Source organism: Butyricimonas muris (assembly GCF_046365375.1).
In the GTDB taxonomy this organism is placed as follows: domain Bacteria; phylum Bacteroidota; class Bacteroidia; order Bacteroidales; family Marinifilaceae; genus Butyricimonas; species Butyricimonas muris.
The window spans coordinates 200,665-221,767 of the sequence record NZ_JBKEIT010000011.1; the positions used below are offsets into that span (position 1 = coordinate 200,665).

At 41.3% G+C, this 21,103-nt stretch carries 17 protein-coding genes; all 17 read right to left on the reverse strand.

The features are described from left to right. Nucleotides 1–10: 10 nt before the first annotated feature. The 17 genes from ACK8P8_RS17820 to ACK8P8_RS17900 all read right to left on the reverse strand — a co-directional run bounded on the left by ACK8P8_RS17820 (nt 11) and on the right by ACK8P8_RS17900 (nt 21,060). Nucleotides 11–3,601, reverse strand: a complete 3,591-nt coding sequence (locus ACK8P8_RS17820) for a SusC/RagA family TonB-linked outer membrane protein (RefSeq protein WP_369858770.1) — start codon at nt 3,599–3,601, stop codon at nt 11–13. 62 nt (nt 3,602–3,663) lie between these two features. Further along, nucleotides 3,664–4,830: a FecR family protein gene (locus ACK8P8_RS17825; RefSeq protein WP_369858772.1), complete on the reverse strand. Its 1,167-nt coding sequence runs from the start codon at nt 4,828–4,830 to the stop codon at nt 3,664–3,666. Nucleotides 4,831–4,904: 74 nt separating this feature from the next. Further along, nucleotides 4,905–5,468: an RNA polymerase sigma-70 factor gene (locus ACK8P8_RS17830; protein WP_186976451.1), complete on the reverse strand. Its 564-nt coding sequence runs from the start codon at nt 5,466–5,468 to the stop codon at nt 4,905–4,907. Between the two features lie 375 nt (nt 5,469–5,843). After that, nucleotides 5,844–6,221 (reverse strand): LytR/AlgR family response regulator transcription factor, encoded by a 378-nt coding sequence (locus tag ACK8P8_RS17835; RefSeq protein ID WP_099293413.1) that lies wholly within the window; start codon nt 6,219–6,221, stop codon nt 5,844–5,846. A gap of 462 nt (nt 6,222–6,683) precedes the next feature. Then, on the reverse strand, nt 6,684–7,544 hold the full coding sequence (locus ACK8P8_RS17840; RefSeq protein ID WP_227217765.1) for a fumarate hydratase: 861 nt from the start codon (nt 7,542–7,544) through the stop codon (nt 6,684–6,686). Then, a complete protein-coding gene (locus ACK8P8_RS17845) occupies nt 7,537–8,046 on the reverse strand; it encodes a fumarate hydratase C-terminal domain-containing protein (RefSeq protein WP_227217766.1) in 510 nt (169 codons plus the stop codon). The genes ACK8P8_RS17840 and ACK8P8_RS17845 overlap by 8 nt, the downstream gene beginning before the upstream one ends. Nucleotides 8,047–8,063: 17 nt before the next feature. Further along, a complete protein-coding gene (locus tag ACK8P8_RS17850; protein ID WP_227217767.1) occupies nt 8,064–9,209 on the reverse strand; it encodes an HpcH/HpaI aldolase/citrate lyase family protein in 1,146 nt (381 codons plus the stop codon). Nucleotides 9,210–9,302: 93 nt separating this feature from the next. Continuing rightward, on the reverse strand, nt 9,303–10,205 hold the full coding sequence (locus ACK8P8_RS17855) for a peptidase (RefSeq protein WP_227217768.1): 903 nt from the start codon (nt 10,203–10,205) through the stop codon (nt 9,303–9,305). Nucleotides 10,206–10,264: 59 nt separating this feature from the next. Further along, nucleotides 10,265–11,395 (reverse strand): phosphonopyruvate decarboxylase, encoded by a 1,131-nt coding sequence (aepY, locus tag ACK8P8_RS17860; RefSeq protein WP_227217769.1) that lies wholly within the window; start codon nt 11,393–11,395, stop codon nt 10,265–10,267. Continuing rightward, nucleotides 11,395–12,366 (reverse strand): aldo/keto reductase family protein, encoded by a 972-nt coding sequence (locus ACK8P8_RS17865; protein ID WP_227217770.1) that lies wholly within the window; start codon nt 12,364–12,366, stop codon nt 11,395–11,397. The genes aepY and ACK8P8_RS17865 overlap by 1 nt, the downstream gene beginning before the upstream one ends. 105 nt (nt 12,367–12,471) lie before the next feature. Further along, nucleotides 12,472–14,007 carry an oligosaccharide flippase family protein gene (locus ACK8P8_RS17870; RefSeq protein ID WP_227217771.1) on the reverse strand — a complete coding sequence of 512 codons (1,536 nt, stop codon included), beginning with the start codon at nt 14,005–14,007 and terminating at the stop codon, nt 12,472–12,474. Between the two features lie 25 nt (nt 14,008–14,032). After that, complete coding sequence (locus ACK8P8_RS17875; protein ID WP_227217772.1) at nt 14,033–15,478, reverse strand: O-antigen polysaccharide polymerase Wzy family protein; 1,446 nt, start codon at nt 15,476–15,478, stop codon at nt 14,033–14,035. Between the two features lie 16 nt (nt 15,479–15,494). Then, nucleotides 15,495–16,499 carry a glycosyltransferase family 2 protein gene (locus ACK8P8_RS17880; RefSeq protein WP_227217773.1) on the reverse strand — a complete coding sequence of 335 codons (1,005 nt, stop codon included), beginning with the start codon at nt 16,497–16,499 and terminating at the stop codon, nt 15,495–15,497. A gap of 19 nt (nt 16,500–16,518) precedes the next feature. Further along, nucleotides 16,519–17,934 (reverse strand): MmgE/PrpD family protein, encoded by a 1,416-nt coding sequence (locus tag ACK8P8_RS17885; protein ID WP_227217774.1) that lies wholly within the window; start codon nt 17,932–17,934, stop codon nt 16,519–16,521. 12 nt (nt 17,935–17,946) lie between these two features. Next, a complete protein-coding gene (locus tag ACK8P8_RS17890) occupies nt 17,947–19,218 on the reverse strand; it encodes an ATP-binding protein (protein ID WP_369858774.1) in 1,272 nt (423 codons plus the stop codon). 22 nt (nt 19,219–19,240) lie between these two features. Beyond that, nucleotides 19,241–20,422 carry an ATP-grasp domain-containing protein gene (locus tag ACK8P8_RS17895; protein WP_227217776.1) on the reverse strand — a complete coding sequence of 394 codons (1,182 nt, stop codon included), beginning with the start codon at nt 20,420–20,422 and terminating at the stop codon, nt 19,241–19,243. A gap of 23 nt (nt 20,423–20,445) precedes the next feature. Beyond that, on the reverse strand, nt 20,446–21,060 hold the full coding sequence (locus tag ACK8P8_RS17900) for a sugar transferase (RefSeq protein ID WP_227217777.1): 615 nt from the start codon (nt 21,058–21,060) through the stop codon (nt 20,446–20,448). Nucleotides 21,061–21,103 lie beyond the last annotated feature (43 nt).

The window sequence follows — 21,103 nt, forward strand, 5'->3', positions numbered from 1 at the left end:
CGTTCATGCTTTAGAAGTTAAGGTTTAACGAGAAATTATAAGACGGCGTGGGTGACATGGTCAAGTTACGACTGTTCGGGATAAAGTCGGGGTCGATACCCGCATTATTCTTTTTCCAGATCATCCCCACGTTGTTTGCGCTGAAACCGACAGACCCGCTATTGATCATGAGTTTATTCAACCACTTGGACGGGATATTATAAGTCAATGAAATCTCTCTCAACCTGATATGATCTCCTTTCTCGATATGTATATCCGCACCTCGGTAGCGCACGAAACTATTCGCATTCGTTCCGATACGGGGCACGTTTGTAGTCGCTTCATCGCCTGCCTCTCGCCACCGTTTTGCCATATCCTCGTTAATCTCGTAATACGTGTTTCTCCCCCCTGCCTGTTGGGCGATCGTCGGTTTCTGGAAGATATATCCCAGTTTATAAGTTATACCCACGTAAAGCGACACCCCTTTATACGAGAAGGTATTGAAGAACCCGCCGAAATACTTGGGAGTCAAAGTTCCCACGTACACGAGGTCATCATTTGTCACATTCTCTGTCGATTTGACGATCTCCCCGTCCGCATTGTACACTTGTGAATCCCCGTTCTCGTCCAGACCTGCCCAACGGTAAGCCCAGAAGTTGCTCATGTTATACCCTTCCAACATGCGACCGCTACCGCCACCACTGGAGTAGAAATAAGACGACATCTCGTAAGGCGAAGATTTCACCTCGTTCGTGTTATAGGAGTATGTGAGGCTTGCCTCATACCTGAAATCTCCTTTCTGTACGATAGTCCCGTTCAACGCCACATCCAAACCTTTACCGTTTACTTTTGCCGCATTACGGGAAAGCGTGTACATCGACGAGGCGTTTGCCCCGAATATCGGGTTAATCACGTAATCCGCAAATAAATCCCTCGAATATTTGCGATACAATTCGATAGAACCGGAAAGCCTGTTATTCAGCACGGCAAAGTCCAAACCGAAATTCAACACGCCTGTTTTCTCCCAACGCACGGAAGGATTCGCCGCAAAGTTAATACTGGAAGAAGGCAATTGCGTGTACCCGTCATTACCCGTCGTCAAGGATATCTGCGTGAACGGATACTGATTCTGGTCAATATTCCCGTTATACCCGTAGGTGGCACGGAAAGTCAACTTGTTCAACCATCCCGCGTTATCCAATATGAAATCCTCTCTGCCGATATGCCATGCCAACCCGGTCGACCACATCGGGGTAGCCCGGTATTTCCGGTCAACACCGAAATTATTGTAGTCGTCATATCTCACGCTACCTGTCAACACGTATTTACTCATCAACGTGTACGACACGTTCCCGTAATATGACAGGAAACGGCGTTGCAAATCCTGTTCCGGGCTGCCCTCGTTCAAGTAAGAAGTCCACCCCCATATATTCGTGTAGGGATTCGTTATCTGGGAAGCCGACTGCAAGGTCTGTCCGTTGTAACCGTAATACCACGCGCTGCTCTGCCACATTCTGGTTTCGCGGAATTCCATCCCCGCCAATGCGGATATTTGATGAATCTCGTCAATCGTGTTATTGTAATTCAATTGCCCCCGTAAACTATAATTCCGGGAATCCGTGTGAGAAAGGTTCAACAATCCGCCATCGGGAAGCCCGTGTGTCAATTCACCCGTGCTCTCGTTATATCGCGTGGCATAATTATACCTGTCACGTGAAGCGTAAGTATCCTCGTTCTCGAGATTTCTGGTTCTCGCGTTCGTTTTCTCGTACATGAACGATCCGTCCAACGCCAATCCCTTCACGCCCGGAACCGGAATATTCAATCCCATTGTCAGCGAAACAGCTTGCTCCTTCCGCGTATTATCCATGTTATCCAACTCGTCAAGATAATTATACTTCCAGTTCTTGTATCCCTGTTCCTCTTTCTCCTTCACGAAATCCTCTTCATACCGGTAATAATCCACCCGGTTGCCATTATCATCCACGAGTTGATTATACGGCATCAAAGGCAGTATACCCAGCGACGCCTGCATCGCGGAAAGTCCCAGACCGTTGTTCTTGATATTGATCAACGAAGCCCTCAAACCCGTGGTCAATGTCGCCCAATTCATAATCTTGAAATTCAAATTGGAAGTCAACGTGAAACGGTCACCTTGCTCGCCTTTCGTGTTTGACTGTTCATTCGCGTAAGAAGCCGACAAGAAATAAGACATCTGCTCGGAAGCCCCGCTGAATGACAGGTTATACTGTTGCGAGAAAGCCGGTTGCAATAAATACTTTTTCACGTCACGGTATGACTTGCGGCTTGCCAATTTCTCCAATTGTGCATCCGCGTCCGCTTGAGTAATCACGCCGTCCTTGGCATCCAGCAAAATCTTCGCCGCGTCCGAGATAGCGTACCCCGCTCCCCATGCCGAACTTACCGGGCGAGTGATATAACCTTTCTCCACCATCTCCCGCTCGTAATCAATCATCTCCACCGAATTCATCACGGGCAACGAACTGAAACGCGGTGAACCCGACGTCATGATATTCATTCCGAAACTCACCGCCGTACCCGGTCTGCCGTTTTTCTTTCCTTTTTTCGTTTCGATAACGATCACCCCGTTAGCCGCACGGGCACCCCAGATAGAAGCGGCTGCCGCATCTTTCAGGAAAGTGATCGACTCCACGTCATTCGGGTTCAGACCTTTCAATTCCATATCTGTCGGGAATCCGTCAACAACAAGCAACGGGCGAGCCATCGCATCCGAGAAACTGCTTCTTCCCCGGATATTCATCGAAATATTGTTCTGTTCCTCCAGTTGCCCGTCCGAACGGTTAGACCCGTACAGGAATGTCATGTCCGAATTTTTGATATCCACGTACACGCCGGGGACTACACCTTCCAAACGGTTCAGTATATTCGGGCTGGGACGTTTCTCCAATTCCTTGGCGGTAACCACGCCGAATGATCCCGTGGCACGCTCTTTAGGCAAGCGGGTATATCCCGTCGATACCACGACCACCTCGTCCAGCGACTCGGTAGCTTCTTTCATCTGCACCGTGACCGGCGTGTCGTCACTCACGGCCATCATCCGGGACTCGAAGCCAATCATCGTGAAAAGCAAGGTATCGCCTTTGCTGCACAATACCAAGAACTTCCCATCCACGTCAGACACGAAACCGACCGTCGTCCCCTTGATTAAAATATTCACGCCGGGCAAGGGTAATCCCTTCTCGTCGGTCACCTTACCGGAAACCCTCAAATCGTTCCTTCCCGTCTGGGCGGTCACCCGTGCGGGAGATATCACCACCGTGTTATCCACGATCGAGAAAGTCAAACCGGTTCCCCGCAAACAATATTCAAGTACCGTCTTCACGTCCGTGTTCGTGAAATCGGGATTCAAATTCACGATAGTACCCACCTTCGCGTCATTGTACAAGAAGGTCAAGTTCGTCTGTTTCTGTATCTCTTTAGCTATTCCCGTGAACGTGCTGTTTTGCATCTTTATCGTCACGTTCTGTGCCGTAACGGCGAACGACGACAAGAAGAGGAAAACAACCGTCAATTTCATCATCAGTTGGTTTTTTAATAACCATAAACCTCCCGGAAGAGACTTATTCTGGTTCTTCTTCATAACGTAAATTATTAATTTTAAATGGTTCACACTCTCGTTCCCCCGTGGCCATCGGGGCAACTCTACTCAGTAGTTATATAGACATCATTTCCTTTAATCTCGAACCGTGCATCTCCTGTCAGTCCCAACATTTCCACCACACGGGAGAAATTATCGTATCGTCTTAAATCACCCGATAAAGAAATCCGTTTCGCCTCCTCGTCCTTGAACACTACCCGGATATCGTACCATCGTTCCAACGTTCGCATGATCTCTTCCAGCGGTCGTCGCACGAACACGAATCGTCCGTCTTTCCAACTGGTAAAATCCCGTACCTCCACCTCCCGTTTCACCATATCACCCGACAAAGCATCCACTTCCACCTGTTCGCCCGGTTTTATGCTTATCGTGTTGTCGCCCCCCGTGATACATACCGAACCCTCGGCAAGCGTCGTCAAGGAGTGTCCCTCTTCGGGATAAGCCCGCACGTTGAACGATGTTCCCAGCACCGTCACCGCCGAACTCATGAATTGCACGATAAACGGCTTCTTGGCATCCTTCGCCACCTCGAAATACGCCTCTCCCTGCACGAACACCCTTCGTTCCTTCGTCCCGAAAGCTACCGGGTACTGGATTGAAGTCGCCGAGTTCAGCCACACTTTCGTCCCGTCGGACAACGTCAGGCAGAACTCCCCGCCCCGCGGTATTTCCAGTTTATTATACACGAGAGCGCTGTTCCCTGAAATACCCGCGTAAGTCAGCCCCGACGTCGAGGCATCGATCCGCGTGCCGTCCGCGATAATCGTGCTGTCGGAATACTCCTGTCCCAACATGATCGTGTTCCCGTCGCCCGTCGTCAACACCGCCTTGCTCGTTCCCGGCAAAATGGTCGCGGCGGCGGCATAATCCGTCGCGGGCACGCTCTCTTTCCCGAGACCGATATAAAGTACAATCGCTATCGTGAGCGGTAGAACAACAGCCGCCACACGAGCCGCACGAAACAACAGCCTCCTCGAGCGGCGTTGTTGGTATTTCCTTTGTAGAAAACGCCCGTAAGCAACACGAGAATCGAACGTTTCCCACAATTCCGTCCCGTCAGTATAAAAGCTTCCGGAGGTCATTTTTTGAAAAGCCGCCTCGTTATCACGTGACGCTTGCCGCCAGTCGGAAAGTATCTTTTCCTCCTGCCCGGACAATTCGCCCCGCAGACTCTTCCTTATCAATCGTGCTATTTCAAATGCCTCTTTCATTTCTTTATCTGTTTACGGACTAAAAACAACCGAGTGGCAAAAAAGTGTCACCGAAATGTCATTTTCCCGCGATTTTAACAATTGGATAGAATCAAAAGGATAGCCGTGATATCGCTTAATCTATTCTTTAAGAATTGCTTACCACGCTTTTTATGAGATTTCACCGAGTCAATCGAAAGATTCAATTTTTCCGCTATCTCCGCGTTATCGAACCCCTCCATGACCAGTTGAAATACTTTGCCCGTCTGCTCCGGCAAGTCTTCGATCGCCTCCGAAAGCAACATTAATAACTCCTGCTCCACGATCTGGTTGAAAAAGAAGGTTGTCTTCTCCTTCTCGTCCATCAAAGACACGTACTCTTGTTCAATACGAACGTGTTTCAAGTAATTCAGACACTGGTTCTTCGTCACCAGATACAAGTAAGATTTCAAGGCAACCACCGCCTCGAATGTCGGCTTGTCCGTGTATAATTTGAAGAAAATTTCCTGCACGATGTCTTCCGCCGCAGCCGCGTCATTCACGAACCCCGTGGCAAAAGCACAGAGTGGGGCATAATATTTCTCGAACAGCACCTTGTAAGCACCGTCTTCCCCAGCCTTCAATCCCCGCAGCCATTCTATTTCTTCCCGTTCTGACATAAATTTATTCGTGTCCTGTACATCGTTTGGATTTACAAATATAAAGAAAGAATTTTGATTCCCCGCCCTACTTGTCCCAAAAAACGATTAAAACGATATCCGACTCACGAGGTATTTGATCTTGTACCACTCCTCCTGTAAAACGGCAAACCTCTTTACCTAGCTCTCTAATCACATTCTGTAACACTCCCATAATCTTTTGTAATTTTTAATTGTATTCCAAAAGTACATCCCGGAACGCCCTTTACCAACCAAATTATCCGAATGCCCCGATTTATCATCTGAATCCCCGGAAAATTTATCTAAACAAAACTTCCCTTGAAAGGTCACCTCACAAGAACGATTAACTACTCTTATCTTCTATATCCCTTCATTCTATTGCACCTTCTTCTTGCGCTTTAATTCCCAGAACAGGAAACACCCGAACACCTCTTCCCGGTAAAGTGGACTCACGGGCAACACCCGATCTGCAATGCAGATCGCCTTACCTATAAATCCCTCCACTTCCCGAAGATTCACGATATAACTCCGGTGAATCCGGCGGAACATATCCCTCGGCAACCAAGGTTCCACCACTAAAAGAGGATAGGCGATCGAAAGCCGGGGCTTATCCCGACGATAAATATAACTATAACACCCCGAAGCCTCCACGTACAAGACTTCCGAGTAAAAACACTTCTCCATACGTTCTCCCTGACGTACAAAAAAACAATCTCCCACGAGACGTTGCGATTGATCATTCGTTTCTTTCATAACTTCCTGATTTTATATCTCGCGAAATGACCTTTTCACCTGCAAACGCCCCATGTGGCGAAACTCTAAAAAACAAAAAGGGTATAACAAAAGCATTTACAACTTTCGTTATACCCTCTGACGGGAAAAACATCAACTTAAAAGTTACTTCAGAATCACATCCGTCCAATCTATTCTATACACACGTTCCATACCTTCACGCTCTACTTTCATGAACTGATAACTCACAACAAACTTTTTCTCAAAACCGCACGTTCTATCTTGCAGAACTTTTCCTAGTTCATGCCACCATATTCATTTAAGAACAAACGAACTTTTGAGGCGTAGAAGCCTCCTTCTTTCTTTTTATTGTTCATGATCCACCATGTTTTTTAATTCGTAGCGAAACTATCGATTCGGATGATGCCAATCAATACGACCTAAAGTGACAACTTACCATTCTATTCATCGCTTTGTAAGTGATCACTCAAGTTCAACACTCGCTATCCTTGGCTCAAAGCAGCAGTTCGGACGAACACAGACAATTCGAACGCCACTTGCACGCTGTGGTCCCACCTTCATAAAAGTCGCGATCACGCTTGTCTTACCATGAAGACCAAGAGGTCCAATATTTGCTTCATTCACACGTCTTGTGATTTCCTGTTCCATCTCACTTTGAAAATCATATCTACCATCCACTTGTGCCTGAAGCATCATAGATGTAGCCTCAAAATGACTCCTCCCAACACCTACAGCCAATGTACACGGTGAACACCCAAGCTGAGCAACAGCTTCTGTCGCCCAACTCACGATTTCATCCAACACCACCCGCGTATTGTGCTTATGGAATACTCGATAGGTTTTTGCTCTAATCGCAGGACCGCCACCAAACATCAGAATATGCAATCTGACAACATTGTCTTGACAACGTCGGAGCAATATCGGGGCTGGCTCCACTCCGGCACTATCCGGATTCAGGCCACCAGACTGGTCAATTCTATGACTGTCATCTCCCATAATGCCCATGGGTCGTCCTGGAAGTTTACGCAGACCTTCAGCTATTCCTTCCCTAATAGCGTCTAACATCCGACCTGTCACTGCCACATCCCGGCCAACTTCCAGTACCATATGTGGAATGCCGGTATCATCACAGAGCGGACAATGATTTTTCTCCGCAGCTTCCGCATTTGCAAGTATGGTCTCCAAAACCCACTTAGCTTTCTTATTATCTTCCGATATAATTGCTCTTTTATAAGCTTCCTTTTTATCCTCACGAAAAGTAGAGCCAGCCTCTACAATGGTTTCGCAAACAAGTGAAACTATCTCCTCAAAACTCTTATTCATAGATGCTCCTCCCATGTGCTGCCGCAATAATAGCCGGATATCGTACAACCTTCAATTGATATAACGCTTCCATACCAAGTTGTGGAAAAGCCACTAATTTTTGTTCAATGGTTTTATCTGCAAGCAAAGCTGTCACGGGTGGAATAACCGCATAAACAGCATTATACTTATTTAGGGCTTCCACCGTTTCCTTATGGATCGCTCCCTTTCCAAGATGCAATTTGATTCCTGCTTTACTTAGCGGCTCAATACTACTCTCAATCTCTAATTTATTACTGGATGTCGGTCCGACACCAGCAGGACTAACCGCTGTATGAAAGATGACATTTCCCGGTAGAGAAACACCAAGTTCATTTATTTTGCCCTCTTTTACCATTTCTACTACCATAGGTAATACAGCGTCGCGACCACAGAGTATATAACCTGTAATAGTAACAGTATCTCCAATTTGCAAGCCGGCCGCAACCTCTTCTGCGATAGGTGTATGTATTTCAATATTCATAATATTCTTCTATCGCATTACTCGTTTACAGCAAACAACTTAACATAAGCGCTTTCATTCTCAATAACGCCAAAAGCACGTGCTCTATTGTAAACCTTCTTCGCCCAATTAGTATGCGGCTTGATTTCATTCATCTTATTGCCGCCAAAACCCTTTACTACACCACCTCCCGTACCGAGAATTTGACAGGCATCATCGTACTCTTCTTTCGTTACCGCCATCAGCGCGTTAACAAACTTCACATGGGTGGGGTGAATAACAGTACGTCCAACGAATCCATTCGCTTTATCCAGAATGACCTCCCGAAGCAGTCCATCGATTTCATTATTTACGATGGGTAAACGCTTCATCAGATAATCTTCAATGCCATGATGTGGAAGTTCCTCAAACATCAATTCCTTTGGAACACGGAAAAACTCCCAGACCGGACCCGAAATTACATAATCATTGTTACGTCCACAAACGTTGATGATATCCGACAAGCATTCACGTACCATCATGATGTCATAAATTGAATAATCAACACCACGACGCACACCAAAAACGGAACTAAAGTCCGTTCCCCCAACACGAACCTGCAACACCAAGTCTCGGTACTTGTCTAAAATCTTTTTAATACCTATCAACTCAGGCATACGGGTTTCTTTGTAGGCAACCTCAGCATCCTCAATAATCGGCAAGCCATAAAGGATCTCATCAAAACGGTCATTCAGATCTTGCAGATATACATAATATTCGTAACCATTCTCTGCGGTAAATTTCGGGAAATTAATACCACACAATGACTTAACCTCCTGTTTCGTCAGTTTTTCCCCAAACGCTTTGAACTGAGCGAGGTTACGAATACGGACAAAAATCAACGGGACCTTATCGACATCCAGCGTTCCATTTTCCACAGCTTCTGTTACCGTTGCCAACAAATAATGAACATTCTTCATAGCCTCCGGAACTTTTTCTTCCGGGCAAGCATCCTCGAAACATAGAACTATGGTTGTCAAGCCAGGTATCGAGTTATTTAATATTTTTGGAGTAAAATCTTTAAAACCCGGCATATACATAGTTGCGCCAAGGCAATACTGAAGCAACTCTCGGTCAGTATATTTATTAAAAGGCTCAGGTTCCACGACAAACTTGAAACCCGGATTATACCTATGATGTCTCATGATTATTTTCTTCCTTTACTATCTATCAGAATAATGTTTTGACATTGATTCCGGACAATGTATGCAGACTTTTCAATCTATCAGAACTCAATCTTAAAGCAGACTACCTCTCGGAGACCAAACTGCTTCCGGATAATACTCATCAATCATGCGCTTCACTAGACTGCACTGTTTTGCACGCTTACGCGCATCATCCTCGGTACTGTTCCAACTATGAGTCGCAGCCACGGAACCTCCGGTCTTAAGGTAAATCGGTGCGGCAATACGGATCATTTCCGGTACCTCATAATGACGGATAAAACCACCTGTGGACTTCGGATTTTCGGTATGAATGTCGATTGGGCAGTCCACCGCCTGGCGCATAGCAGCCAACATTTGGAGCTGGATGTCACGAACAGGATTTATAGAGTCTGCACCAATACTCTCCAACAGTTTTGCGGAACAGGGATTTCCGTGTCCCGTATGGGCAGATATCTTAAAGTGACAGTCTGCGGGAATCTCTCCCGCTTTGCGCATTTCGTTCAATACCCACAAGCATCCTTCATCATAAACCAAGAAACCGCGGCATCCTAGACGGGCGGCGCGTTTCACATCCTCTATGGCACGGACAATCTGCTCCTGACCACGCAGACGATACCCCATACGCACACCTTCCTCCGTATGCACCGATGCTGATGTATCCGTGGTTGCTCGAGGACCGATGGCAAGAATCAGATCGGTCTGCCATTTGTGAGCAAGCTCCACCATCTTACAGATTTCCTCATCAGTTAAACGCATAATACCCTGTGTCTGTGTTACACGGTGCAGATACAGCCCGTACCCATCCATCGCCTCCAGAAGAGCCTGCATTACCTTCGGGCCTTGAATCCCGGGGACTTCAAAGCGGTATTGTCCGCCATCAACGAAACGTTTTTCAGAAGTCGGCAAATCATATGCATCCCCTCCAGGAAGCCCGATTGACTTCAGAAATTCTCTTGTTTTTTCCATACTGTTCATAATCACATTTCTTTCTCCCGATTAAAACGGGACTCTATTTTATTTCTCACTGTAATTCTTCATTTATTCAGATCATCTATCAGAGCATCAATCACTTCCCGGTGGTCAAATACAATCGGAGGCAATTTCCTACTCAACCCCTTATGAATTCGACAGTCAATGAAAGATGCTTTACCACAATCACGTAGAACATCCAAAGCCTCCACCAATTCCACTTCCGTTGTTACAGAATGTCCGACTGTCGCATAACCACACGCTTCCGCTATTTTTGTAAAGTCAACCTTATGACCGGCAGATGGTTGTCCTCCCACAGATTCATGCGCTCCATTATTCAATACAATATGCATAAAGTTTGGAACATCAAGTTTGCAGACCATTGTCATCGCACCCATATGCATCATGCAGGCGCTATCACCATCCAAAGCAACAACTTTCCGTCCGGGTTTCTCCAATGCAATCCCAAGCGCAACAGAACTCACGTGCCCCATAGAACCGACATTCAGAAAATCATGCTCTTTTGTTTCGCATCTCTTTTCTCGCAAGAAAAACAGTTCTCTGGTTGCTCTTCCTGTCGTTGCAGAATAGATGGCATCTCCCGGCATATTGTTCAAAATGATTTCCATTGCCTCTTCCCTGCTCATCGGATAAGTATTGTCCACGTTATTCGGCTTATCGCTCGCCGCCATGACACCCTTCGGTGCAATCAAACCGTAAGGCTGTCGAGTTTCCTTACAATATTTGACCGCTTTCTCCACAGTCTTAGCAAACTTATCATCATCATCCTCAAGGATGGTGTAAGGGATATGCATGATTTCCAGCAGTTCAGGTGTAATCTCCCCCTGTAATTTATGCTGCGGATGATTCGGCTCAGTGTTTCCCTGCCCACGCCAGCCGACGAGCAAAAGCATGGGAACAGCATACACATCCTTATCCACAAGACTTGCCAGAGGATTCACCGTATTTCCCAGCCCACTGTTCTGCATATAGACAAGCGAAATCTCTTTACTTGCGAAATAATGCCCGGAGGCAATACCAACCGCATTCCCTTCATTGGCAGCAATAATATTCCTGCTTCCACAATTATTTAGGGCATAGTTGCAAAAACCGTTCAAATAAGAATCCGGCACACCTGTGAAGAAAGTAACACCATGCTTTGCTAACTCTTCAAATACTCTTTCTTGATTCAACATTATTTTTTCTCTCCTCCTACAGAGCCTTTACCTTTATACAAAGTGAAGTATTCGGGACTGTCCGCCTTACTGGTCTGCCACGCTTTTTCAAAGGCATCTACAATAGAATCCGGCAAGGAACCCGCTTTCACCGTTTCCATATTCTGTTTCAAATGATTCAACTTGGATGCACCTATAATAATCGCGTCTCCGCGTTCTGCACTCAACATAGAATGATAAGCAAGCCAACGATAAGTTGCTTCAATAATAGTAATACCCTCTTTCTCACAGGATGATTTGATAATTTCTACAGCGTCAAAATAGCTCTTTTTCCAGTAACGCTTCTGATAGTTAGGACGATGAGTGAAGCGCCCATCTGTCGGAGTGTCTTCATATCTTCCATAACGTCCCGTGAGCAATCCACCTGCCATCGGATTATAGGCATAGAAGCGTATTCCAAAATGATGCAGGCATGCGTTCAATTCAGTTTCCGCTTTTCTGGTCAAAGGGTTGTAAATGCCCTCGAACACGGTCGGCGATACCCAACCGTTTTTATCGCATATCCGCCATACATCCGCAACCATCCATGCGGGAAAATTGGAAAGTCCCAACTCTCTGAATTTTCCTTCTCGATAGAGATTATTACAGGCCTCCAAAACGTTTTCCACCGATGTTGCAGGATCGGGGAAATGAAGATAGAAAGTATCTACTGCAGGAACCCCTAATCTTTTCAACGACTCGTTCAATTGAATATAGGCAGCTTCTCCGTCCAACTTACCGGTAATCCGAGGATTCACTTTTGTTGAAATTTTATACGGGTTGCGGAGTCTAGGCAGAACCTCTCCCAACAGCTTTTCACACTTCCCTTCGTTGTAGACGTATGCCGTATCAAGCTCCTCATATCCCGCATCCAGAAACATCTCAACAAACTCACCCACATTCGGAGCAAATACGGACTCTCCGAATGTCATTGTTCCAAGTACTAACTTCATTTTATACCTCCTTTTATGATTTTCATAACCTTCCGAACTTTCGTTCCTTCAGTATTAACCAACTGATACACTTCATCACCAGAAAGTCACTTTCCTTATAAATATCTATACTAATTTTTTAATATAATTAAATGCCCAAATCCGCTCCGTCCGTTTCATTCCAAAAATCAATATGCACATCAATGCGTAAAAAAAAGACGTAGCCATATAAAGCACAACTTTAGAAAATTCCTCGTTTTCTGTCATACGAATCAAGAAGAGTGGAATAAAAGCAAACAAAGAAGATATACCAATCGGATATAAGACTTCTCTAAAATAACAACGATAGGAAATAGATATTTTACTCAAAACAATCCAAATTCGTATGCCCTGTGTTAAAAGTTCAACAAAAAGGTAGATACACATGACCATTTCTGGAGAAATATGATAAAATTTCAATGCCAGATAAGCAATAGGAACAGTCAATAAAAGAAAAGTCCCTTCATATATTTGAAACCTCTTTATATCCCCCGTCGCATGAATTGCATCAATCATTGCACCGCGTAAAGGCCATAACAGTGCAACAGCAAACATTATACGTACAAAACCGGCAGTATATTCAGGCACATCTTCTAACCATATCTTTAATATTGGATTTATGCACAATGTAAGTGGCAAAACGATTAATAGCATCAAAAAAAAACCATACTTTGAAGACATCATAATCAATTTATGCATATACAACATATCAGATACGGCATATGATTTTACAATCTGAGGTCTTACCGCTGTTTGAAAATTCTGCACAAAAGCAACAACAGCGGCTTCTACTTGAATAGCAATAGCTCGTGCTGCATTGACTACAGGGCCAAAAAAAAGATTTAAGAGTATATTAATACCCTGCGTATATCCCACAATCGCAAAACTCCCATTTAATGTCCATCCCACGTAAGCAAAGATCTTTTTTACCCATTGTACATTCCAAACCAACTTAACCTTGCACTCCGGGAAATGAGTAGAACAATAATAGCCATATACTATCCGTATTAAAAGTTGAACGACAAATAGAAGTACGGCATATGCGATCAATTTATCCTGAGCCGTATAAATCAAAGCCCATGCTATTAACAACTTCAAAAACACCTCTATTATAGAAATATAAGCAAAAGCACCCATCCGCTCATGCGCAATTATCAAAGCATTATACGGTATATTTACAAAAGTGATAACTGCAATTAAAATAGAACTATGATACACCCATAAAGCAGCGGTCATTCTTTCTGCCGGTATAACCAATTTATTACATACAAACCACAAACCAACAGTTTCCCCTACAAGAACAAGAAGTCCGGCCAAAAGAAGATGAACACAAATCACGGTTGAAAAGACTTGTTTCAATTCTTCCTCATCGCCTTTTCCCAAAGCAAAGGTAATAAAACGAGTACTAGCTCTGGATAAAGTATTTACAATAATATTTAACATCGCTACTATACCTCCAACCACGTTATATATTCCAAAATCCTCAACACCCAGCACTCTCAACACCACACGTGAGGTGTAAAGGGACACTAACATTATCAGAAACGTCCGGATATATAAGAAAAATGTATTTTTAGCGATACGTTTATTATTTTTGGAAATACTATTAGAACCTACTACCATTACACTAAATAGAGTTTATAACAAGCTATCTCACATATCTATTATTCTTTGTCATGTAAACATTAACAAAAATAAAGATCAGCAAAAATGGCCCCCACGAATTAAAATACAAAAACTGTCCCCAAAAAGCATCGAATGTAGCTCTTGGAGCTTTAAATATTGCATCTATCATAAACAATCCAATCGCAATCCTCCATATATTTCCTCTATTTATCGCATTTTTTAATAACACACACAACAGAATACCATATATAACATTACCTAAGAATACTCCGATATAACCAAAATCAACATATAATTCCTCTATATAACAGGAACCATATCCCATACCCGTCAAATAGATAGCCGGATTAGCATTATACGACACGAAATCAGCAAGATACGTTCCAGACATTGCAGTTTCCAATGATTGCCGTCCAAATTCAAAGTTCAAATTTAAATTCAATAGATGATCAATCCAACTATCTTGTAACCACTTTAAAGTATTATATAATGAATAATAAGCATCAGGATCTAGCCTTGCCTCAAATAATTCTGTATATTTGATAACATTTATAGAGGTTCCTTGGCGAACAAAAAAACCTAGTAAAGGGGAATATGCAGAAGCTGTACCCACCACATGTTCTGATCTAATATATTCAAATAAATACATAGACATTAACAATATAGGAATTGATGCACCTATATAAATTAACTGTTTTTTACTAATCCAAGGCTTTCTTTCAGGATTAACAACATTTCGTAGCATCATATAAGCAAATATGATCAAGATTCCTGTCATAAAATAAATTCGTCTCCCTGTTCCTAGCGACAATAATAGGTAAAAAGAGTACATAATAATAACTATTTTAGCTTCTCTTTTGGCAGGCATTGTTGCAAGATACAAAAAGAATGCTGATGGAGCCATATAACCAAACACTCTTATAAGAGCAGGCACTCTACTCGAATATGATAAATAGTAACTAATATATCCATATTGAACAACATAGAGAATATTATCTAACAAGATAAGTATCCATAATGCATATGACACAAAAAATAAATATTTACTAACAGTTCTTACGTTCACGTAATAAGTGCTATTATAATCCACAGCACTAAAAACATGCCTATTTTCTTTTGTTTTATCTGCCAAAAAATATCCAAACATCAACCCTGTCAGCCCAATCAATAAAACTAAATCAGTATGTAATTCTATATCTTCTGAAAAATCGTAACCATACACATTAATGAATTTATCGAGTAACTGTCCACCTAATAGGAAAGTGAAGAAACAAATTAAAAATGAAAATAAAAAAATATTATTGTAAATATTCTTGACACAAAAATACATACCTAATAGAAACACCATGCAAGGAAGAATTATTACTACTGAATAATCTTTTACGGCAAGAATATATATCGAAATTAAAGAGAATGCTAAGCTAAATCGAAATATAGTATTAAATTTCACCCTGTCTACTTTTATCATTTCCACTTAATTAAAATTATGAAAATATTTTACTTCCATAAAACTTCAACAAATACCTCCAATATATAATGAAATATATATGATTACTCATTAACCAAACATAAGATTTCAAATATGAGGTATCATTCATCCTAGAAATAACAAAATTCAAATCTTCATCCAAAACTATCTCATACAACTCTTTTCTTAACATATCCTTACTTTTCTTTTTGGATACATTATTTAAAGCAACCAAAGAACGCTGCGTAAGCATCACTCCTAATCGTTTCTTAATTTCCTCATCATCAGGAAGTTTTTCTAACAATCCACAATATATTTCTTTCACTGAAGCCCAATAGTTTGGAACATATCTATGAGTTACAGAATTGTCTATTTCCATATAATGATAAAGAGGTTTATCTGCCAATAAATACAATCTCTTTACACGGAAATGAAGCTGTACAAACAAATAGTAATCTTCACTCCGAATCATCCCTTCTGCATATCGAATTTTAGGATTTTCCAAAGAATCTTTTAATATCATTCTTACCCATGAATAAGGAGGTATTCTTTTAGTAGATACATCACTAATCAAATCTATTGCTATTTTCTTGGCTTCTTCCCCTACATATAATCCAGAATCATATTTATATTCATGTTTTACAATAATGCCTGAATGCTCTTGATTATACCCACAGATAACCATTTCCGCATGACTAGTTTCCGCAGCACAAACCATTTCTTCAATCATATTACATTCAACATAATCATCTGCGTCCACGAAAGAAATGTATTTACCACTTGCACAATCTATTCCAGCATTACGAGCTGTAGCAGGTCCAGCGTTTTTCTGATTAATCAATAAAATTTGAGAGAATTTATCTTTATATGTTTCACAAATATTCCGGCTACTATCAACAGAGCCATCATTTACTAAAATTATCTCTATATCTTCATAAGTCTGTGCAACTAAACTGTCAAGACACCTACAAAGTGTTTTTTCCGCATTATATACAGGGATAATAATCGAGACTTTAGACATATCTACTTACTTTTACTCATTAACAATCATGTTGATCTTTATAACCCAACAATCGCAAATCCTTATCGAAAAATGACATAACCGATCCGAAAGTTTCATTAACATCAACATTCATACACCTATTTATCAATCGATTAGACGTTTCTTTAGAGACAACTCCATATGAACATGCGTGCATTTTAATTTGTAGATCATTCCAATCAAGCGCTCCTATTCCTTCCCCTTTCGGTATTAATATCGTTTCCTCTAAAATTTCTCCATCACACAATACAACTTTTATTCGAGCTCCCCTAATCCCACACGCTCTATCTTCCATCAAAGGCTCTGGTACTAATTCTATTTTCGCTAACAAATTATTTATTACAGAATCCGCTTTTTCAACCTGAAGATCCTCTATGGAGAAATCTCCATTGCTGAATGCTACAGCTATCGCATAATAAATTGAGAATTTCGCCTCTTCCTGTGAACGAGGATTCCTAATTATTCCCGCTGACTTAATCGCACTTGGATAAATATACACTTCAATTTTCTCTATAATCTTAGGTAAAAAAGTATTCTTATCATTCATCCGTTCCCGAATTTTCAGAACACCGTCAATGCAACAATGTGTGTGACGGCATGTTGGATATAACTTCAAATAACTTTCACCAATAGTAAAATCAACACCAAGACCTCTCAAAAGGATCGTTTCATCAACATGATCTGTAAAAGCATGAAACCACCCCTTTTTACTCTCCAATGGATTTCGAGAACTCAATAATCCCTTTTCTGCCATTAAAGCAGAAAGGATACCTATCCTTGCCGCATTTGCAGGATTAATCGGCTTACAACTTTGTCCACTTTCATCTATAATAATCAAACCACTAGACTGAATCGCTGCTAAAGATACACTATTATAGACCCCGCATCTATCTAACCTCATTAGTTTAGCACAAGCAGCTCCACAAGCCATCGCACCAGCAATCCCTGTAGAATGAAAACCCTTGTTATAAAGTCCTGGCTGGGCAGCACCCGCTATTCTATTAAAAAATTCATATCCTACATTTATGGCAACAATAATATCCTTCCATGCTACACCTAGCTTCTCTCCCAACGCAAAAACGGCAGATATTACATGAGTCCCTATATGACCCGCTGATTTTCGATTGCCATCATCCATATCTGCGCCATGTGCATAAGCCGCATTCATAAAAGCGGCATTACCCACTGGATATTTTTTCTTCTCAAATAATATTGACGCTTGTTCTGCTCCTCCCTCTTCTTTTATAATAGACATTGCCACCCTATTAAACTGCTTATTAACTCTATATCCTGCTATACTTGCTGCATAATAATCAGCTATAAACAATTTAGTCTGTTCAATGACACCATGCGGTAAATCCTCATATTTAAGCGCAACAACAAAATCAACTAAGACATCAGTATATCCCTCCATATCTAAACCTACTTATAATATACTGATTTTTTGACAGAGCTTCATATCTTCTCCTTCTGTATCTTTTAGCTGAACTGTGCTATATATTTCATTTATCACCCTATTCAACTCTTCTCTATTCTTGGCTTCTATATGAAATCTTGCAAAAACCTGTTGCAAAGTACCTATCATTTTAACCTCATCTCCTACATGAAGTAACTGTAGCATTCTAAACACCTCTGGCATTTTTGCAACACGATCCAGACCTTCAATTTTAGCAATAGTTCCTCTCTTTGCTAAAATTGAATAATTGGCTAAGAAACGACCATTCATATCTACACTTATTCGTTCAATAAGATTTTCATCTCCTAAACACATTCGTCCAACAAGTGACGTATTTATCATCAACTCCAATGGATTTACATCAAAAACATGCTTTGTGATAAAATAGGATAATCCTCCTGAAAACCTAATCCCGGGATCATAAGGCCGAATAACTTCTCCATCAACAAATGCTTGTACAAACATCGTTCCATTATAAAAATTAAAATCTTTAAGCATTTTGATCATTTTCGGATGCATCGTTTCAAAATATAGCTTCACGTGTTTTGATGGATATATAGTACAATCAGCTATTGCCCCCACATTCTTCTGTTCTCTATTAACAAATCGATCATTTATTTCCCACACATACATATTTCCACGATCAAATAAATATTTAATGGTAATCTCTGGACAATCCATATATTTTTCACATAAGAATCGATTTGTTCTTGAATATAATTTGGCCTTCTGAATCGCTTGTTTCAATTCATTTCCAGAATTACATATCGAGATTCCTTTTGACCCACAACTATCAGCCGGCTTCAAAATAACCGGATAAGCACTCTGAGGTATTTGATCTGAATGAAAATCACTTGTCAGTTCGTACGTCTCCACAATAGGAATACCATACTTTATACAATTCTTTTTGAAATTCTTTTTATCCTGCAATTCATTCCATTGATCACGTTTCACATAGAAATCAAGCCCTATGCCCTCAGCCACATCAATCACACTAGTTATAATATCCTCATTTCCGATAACCAATATACCATCAACAGCCCGCTCTACCAGTAGTTTCCTCAAACATTCTCTATCACAAACATCAATAATATATTGTTCATCTGTTAAAGAACGTATATCTTGTGATATAAATTTCCCTGCGACAAGTAACTTTATGCCATGGCTCTTAGTATAGTATGCAATATCATTTATTGAAGCACTTCCACCTATATATAAAAGACGTTTCCCTTTCAATTCCATAACAATATTCAAGTTTTTATTATTACTCTGTAGTAATATAGATCTGTTTCATGGCATTTTCACAGAGGTCGATAGCAGCTTGAACTGTATTCGCTTGAGCAATTACATACCCTACACGATCTACACTACTACTAATTTGACCAACGATATCACCTACGGTTTTAGTCAACACAACTTGCTTAATACCATCCATTTTATTTACTATATCAACACCCGAAATATTTTTAATAATACCTTCTGTCTCTTTTAGATAACGTATCGCCGCCCCTTTATCAAATTTTGGAGCAATAGAAGATTTCTCTCCCAACGCTATTTGTATCGTAGCCTTCACCATATCAATACCCGTAGACAATGGCACTAAATGTGTTGTAATACAATCTCCTCCCATCCTGGCTCCAAGTTCAATCATTTTCGGTCCTCGATCTGTTAGCATTATTTCCACATGAGCCGGTCCATTATTAATACCTATAGATCTCACAGCTCTCTTTACCAAGTCTTTAATCGCCAAAATATCCTTATTACCCAATAAACTAGGCTGACTGTGTCCCATCTCGACAAAATGAGGACTCCCTGTTGTCAGTTTATCAGTAACTTGTAAAATATGGACATCACAATTAATAACCATAACCTCAACACTGACCTCACGACCTTTTAAGTACTCCTCTACAATCACTCCTCCATTTCGTCCATTTAGAGAACTATATTGAATCGCATTCTCCAAATCCTTAGAACTTTCAATTAAAATAACGCCTCTACTACCCGCATTATCTACAGGCTTGCTGATACAGGGATACGTAATTTCCTGAACAACCTTACTCAATTCCTCTGGTGTACGGAGTATATAATACCATGGATGTTCCACCCCTGCAAGTTCAAAAGCTTTTATCATTTCTCCCTTGTCAGTTGCCTTAATCGCCGTATCGTATGATATTCCAACAAGACCTAGTTTATGTGTGGCATAAGCAACAGCCCGCATTGGCATGTCTGTGGCTAGTGTGACAATACCATCCGCTTTAAATTCTTTTGCTGCTAGATACACACCTTCTTCATCAATTGTACTTACATTAAAGTATTCATCGGCATAAGATATACCAATCGCTTGTGGATTAAAATCAGCAACCCCGACATACAAACCCATTTCTTTAGCCTTCAGTATTGCAGGTAATTGCAAAATAGAAGCTCCTATAATTAACAATCGTTTCACTTATAAATAGCTCTTGTTTAATTTTATCGATTATCATTATTTTTTTCTCTTGAAACATAAATATTTTCCCGTCTTATCACAGAAAACACAGTCTGTAACATAATCTTCAAGTCTAACTTAAAAGAAACATGATCTACGTAGTATAAATCATATCTAAATTTATCTTCTTGAGAAATAGAATTTCTAAAATAAGCTTGGGCATATCCCGTAATACCCGGTTTCACATCATATCGTTTTCTTCTTTCGACTTCAACCTCATCAAATGATTTCGTCGCTAAAGTAGGCCTCGGTCCGACAAAACTCATATCCCCAATTAAGACATTCAACAATTGTGGTATTTCGTCAATAGAAGTCTTCCGCATAAACCGACCTATTGGTGTCACTCTAGGATCATCCTGTCCATTGAATGTAGATCCATCAGCGTTCCTTACATCCGGAGAATTAACATACATTGAACGAAACTTATACATTTTGAAAGGTATTCCTTTACGTCCCCTTCTTAATCCACTATAGAATATTGGGCCTGGAGCTGAGATAAGAATAAATGGAGTCATTATGACTATTACAAATAGTACAAATGGCAAAACTATCAACGCAAGAATAAAATCTATTCCTCGTTTTATATATCGTTCATACATACCTAAAATTTAATTCAACTACAAAATACACTAATCATATTTC

Coding starts and splice junctions, on each gene's coding strand:
- ACK8P8_RS17885 (WP_227217774.1), bottom strand. CDS start 17,934: ATGGAGGGATATACTGATGTCTTAGTTGATTTTGTTGTTGCGCTTAAA.
- ACK8P8_RS17820 (WP_369858770.1), bottom strand. CDS start 3,601: ATGAAGAAGAACCAGAATAAGTCTCTTCCGGGAGGTTTATGGTTATTA.
- ACK8P8_RS17835 (WP_099293413.1), bottom strand. CDS start 6,221: ATGAAAGAAACGAATGATCAATCGCAACGTCTCGTGGGAGATTGTTTT.
- ACK8P8_RS17830 (WP_186976451.1), bottom strand. CDS start 5,468: ATGTCAGAACGGGAAGAAATAGAATGGCTGCGGGGATTGAAGGCTGGG.
- ACK8P8_RS17840 (WP_227217765.1), bottom strand. CDS start 7,544: ATGAATAAGAGTTTTGAGGAGATAGTTTCACTTGTTTGCGAAACCATT.
- ACK8P8_RS17870 (WP_227217771.1), bottom strand. CDS start 14,007: ATGGTAGTAGGTTCTAATAGTATTTCCAAAAATAATAAACGTATCGCT.
- ACK8P8_RS17855 (WP_227217768.1), bottom strand. CDS start 10,205: ATGAACAGTATGGAAAAAACAAGAGAATTTCTGAAGTCAATCGGGCTT.
- ACK8P8_RS17850 (WP_227217767.1), bottom strand. CDS start 9,209: ATGAGACATCATAGGTATAATCCGGGTTTCAAGTTTGTCGTGGAACCT.
- ACK8P8_RS17880 (WP_227217773.1), bottom strand. CDS start 16,499: ATGTCTAAAGTCTCGATTATTATCCCTGTATATAATGCGGAAAAAACA.
- ACK8P8_RS17890 (WP_369858774.1), bottom strand. CDS start 19,218: ATGGAATTGAAAGGGAAACGTCTTTTATATATAGGTGGAAGTGCTTCA.
- aepY (WP_227217769.1), bottom strand. CDS start 11,395: ATGTTGAATCAAGAAAGAGTATTTGAAGAGTTAGCAAAGCATGGTGTT.
- ACK8P8_RS17845 (WP_227217766.1), bottom strand. CDS start 8,046: ATGAATATTGAAATACATACACCTATCGCAGAAGAGGTTGCGGCCGGC.
- ACK8P8_RS17865 (WP_227217770.1), bottom strand. CDS start 12,366: ATGAAGTTAGTACTTGGAACAATGACATTCGGAGAGTCCGTATTTGCT.
- ACK8P8_RS17900 (WP_227217777.1), bottom strand. CDS start 21,060: ATGTATGAACGATATATAAAACGAGGAATAGATTTTATTCTTGCGTTG.
- ACK8P8_RS17875 (WP_227217772.1), bottom strand. CDS start 15,478: ATGATAAAAGTAGACAGGGTGAAATTTAATACTATATTTCGATTTAGC.
- ACK8P8_RS17825 (WP_369858772.1), bottom strand. CDS start 4,830: ATGAAAGAGGCATTTGAAATAGCACGATTGATAAGGAAGAGTCTGCGG.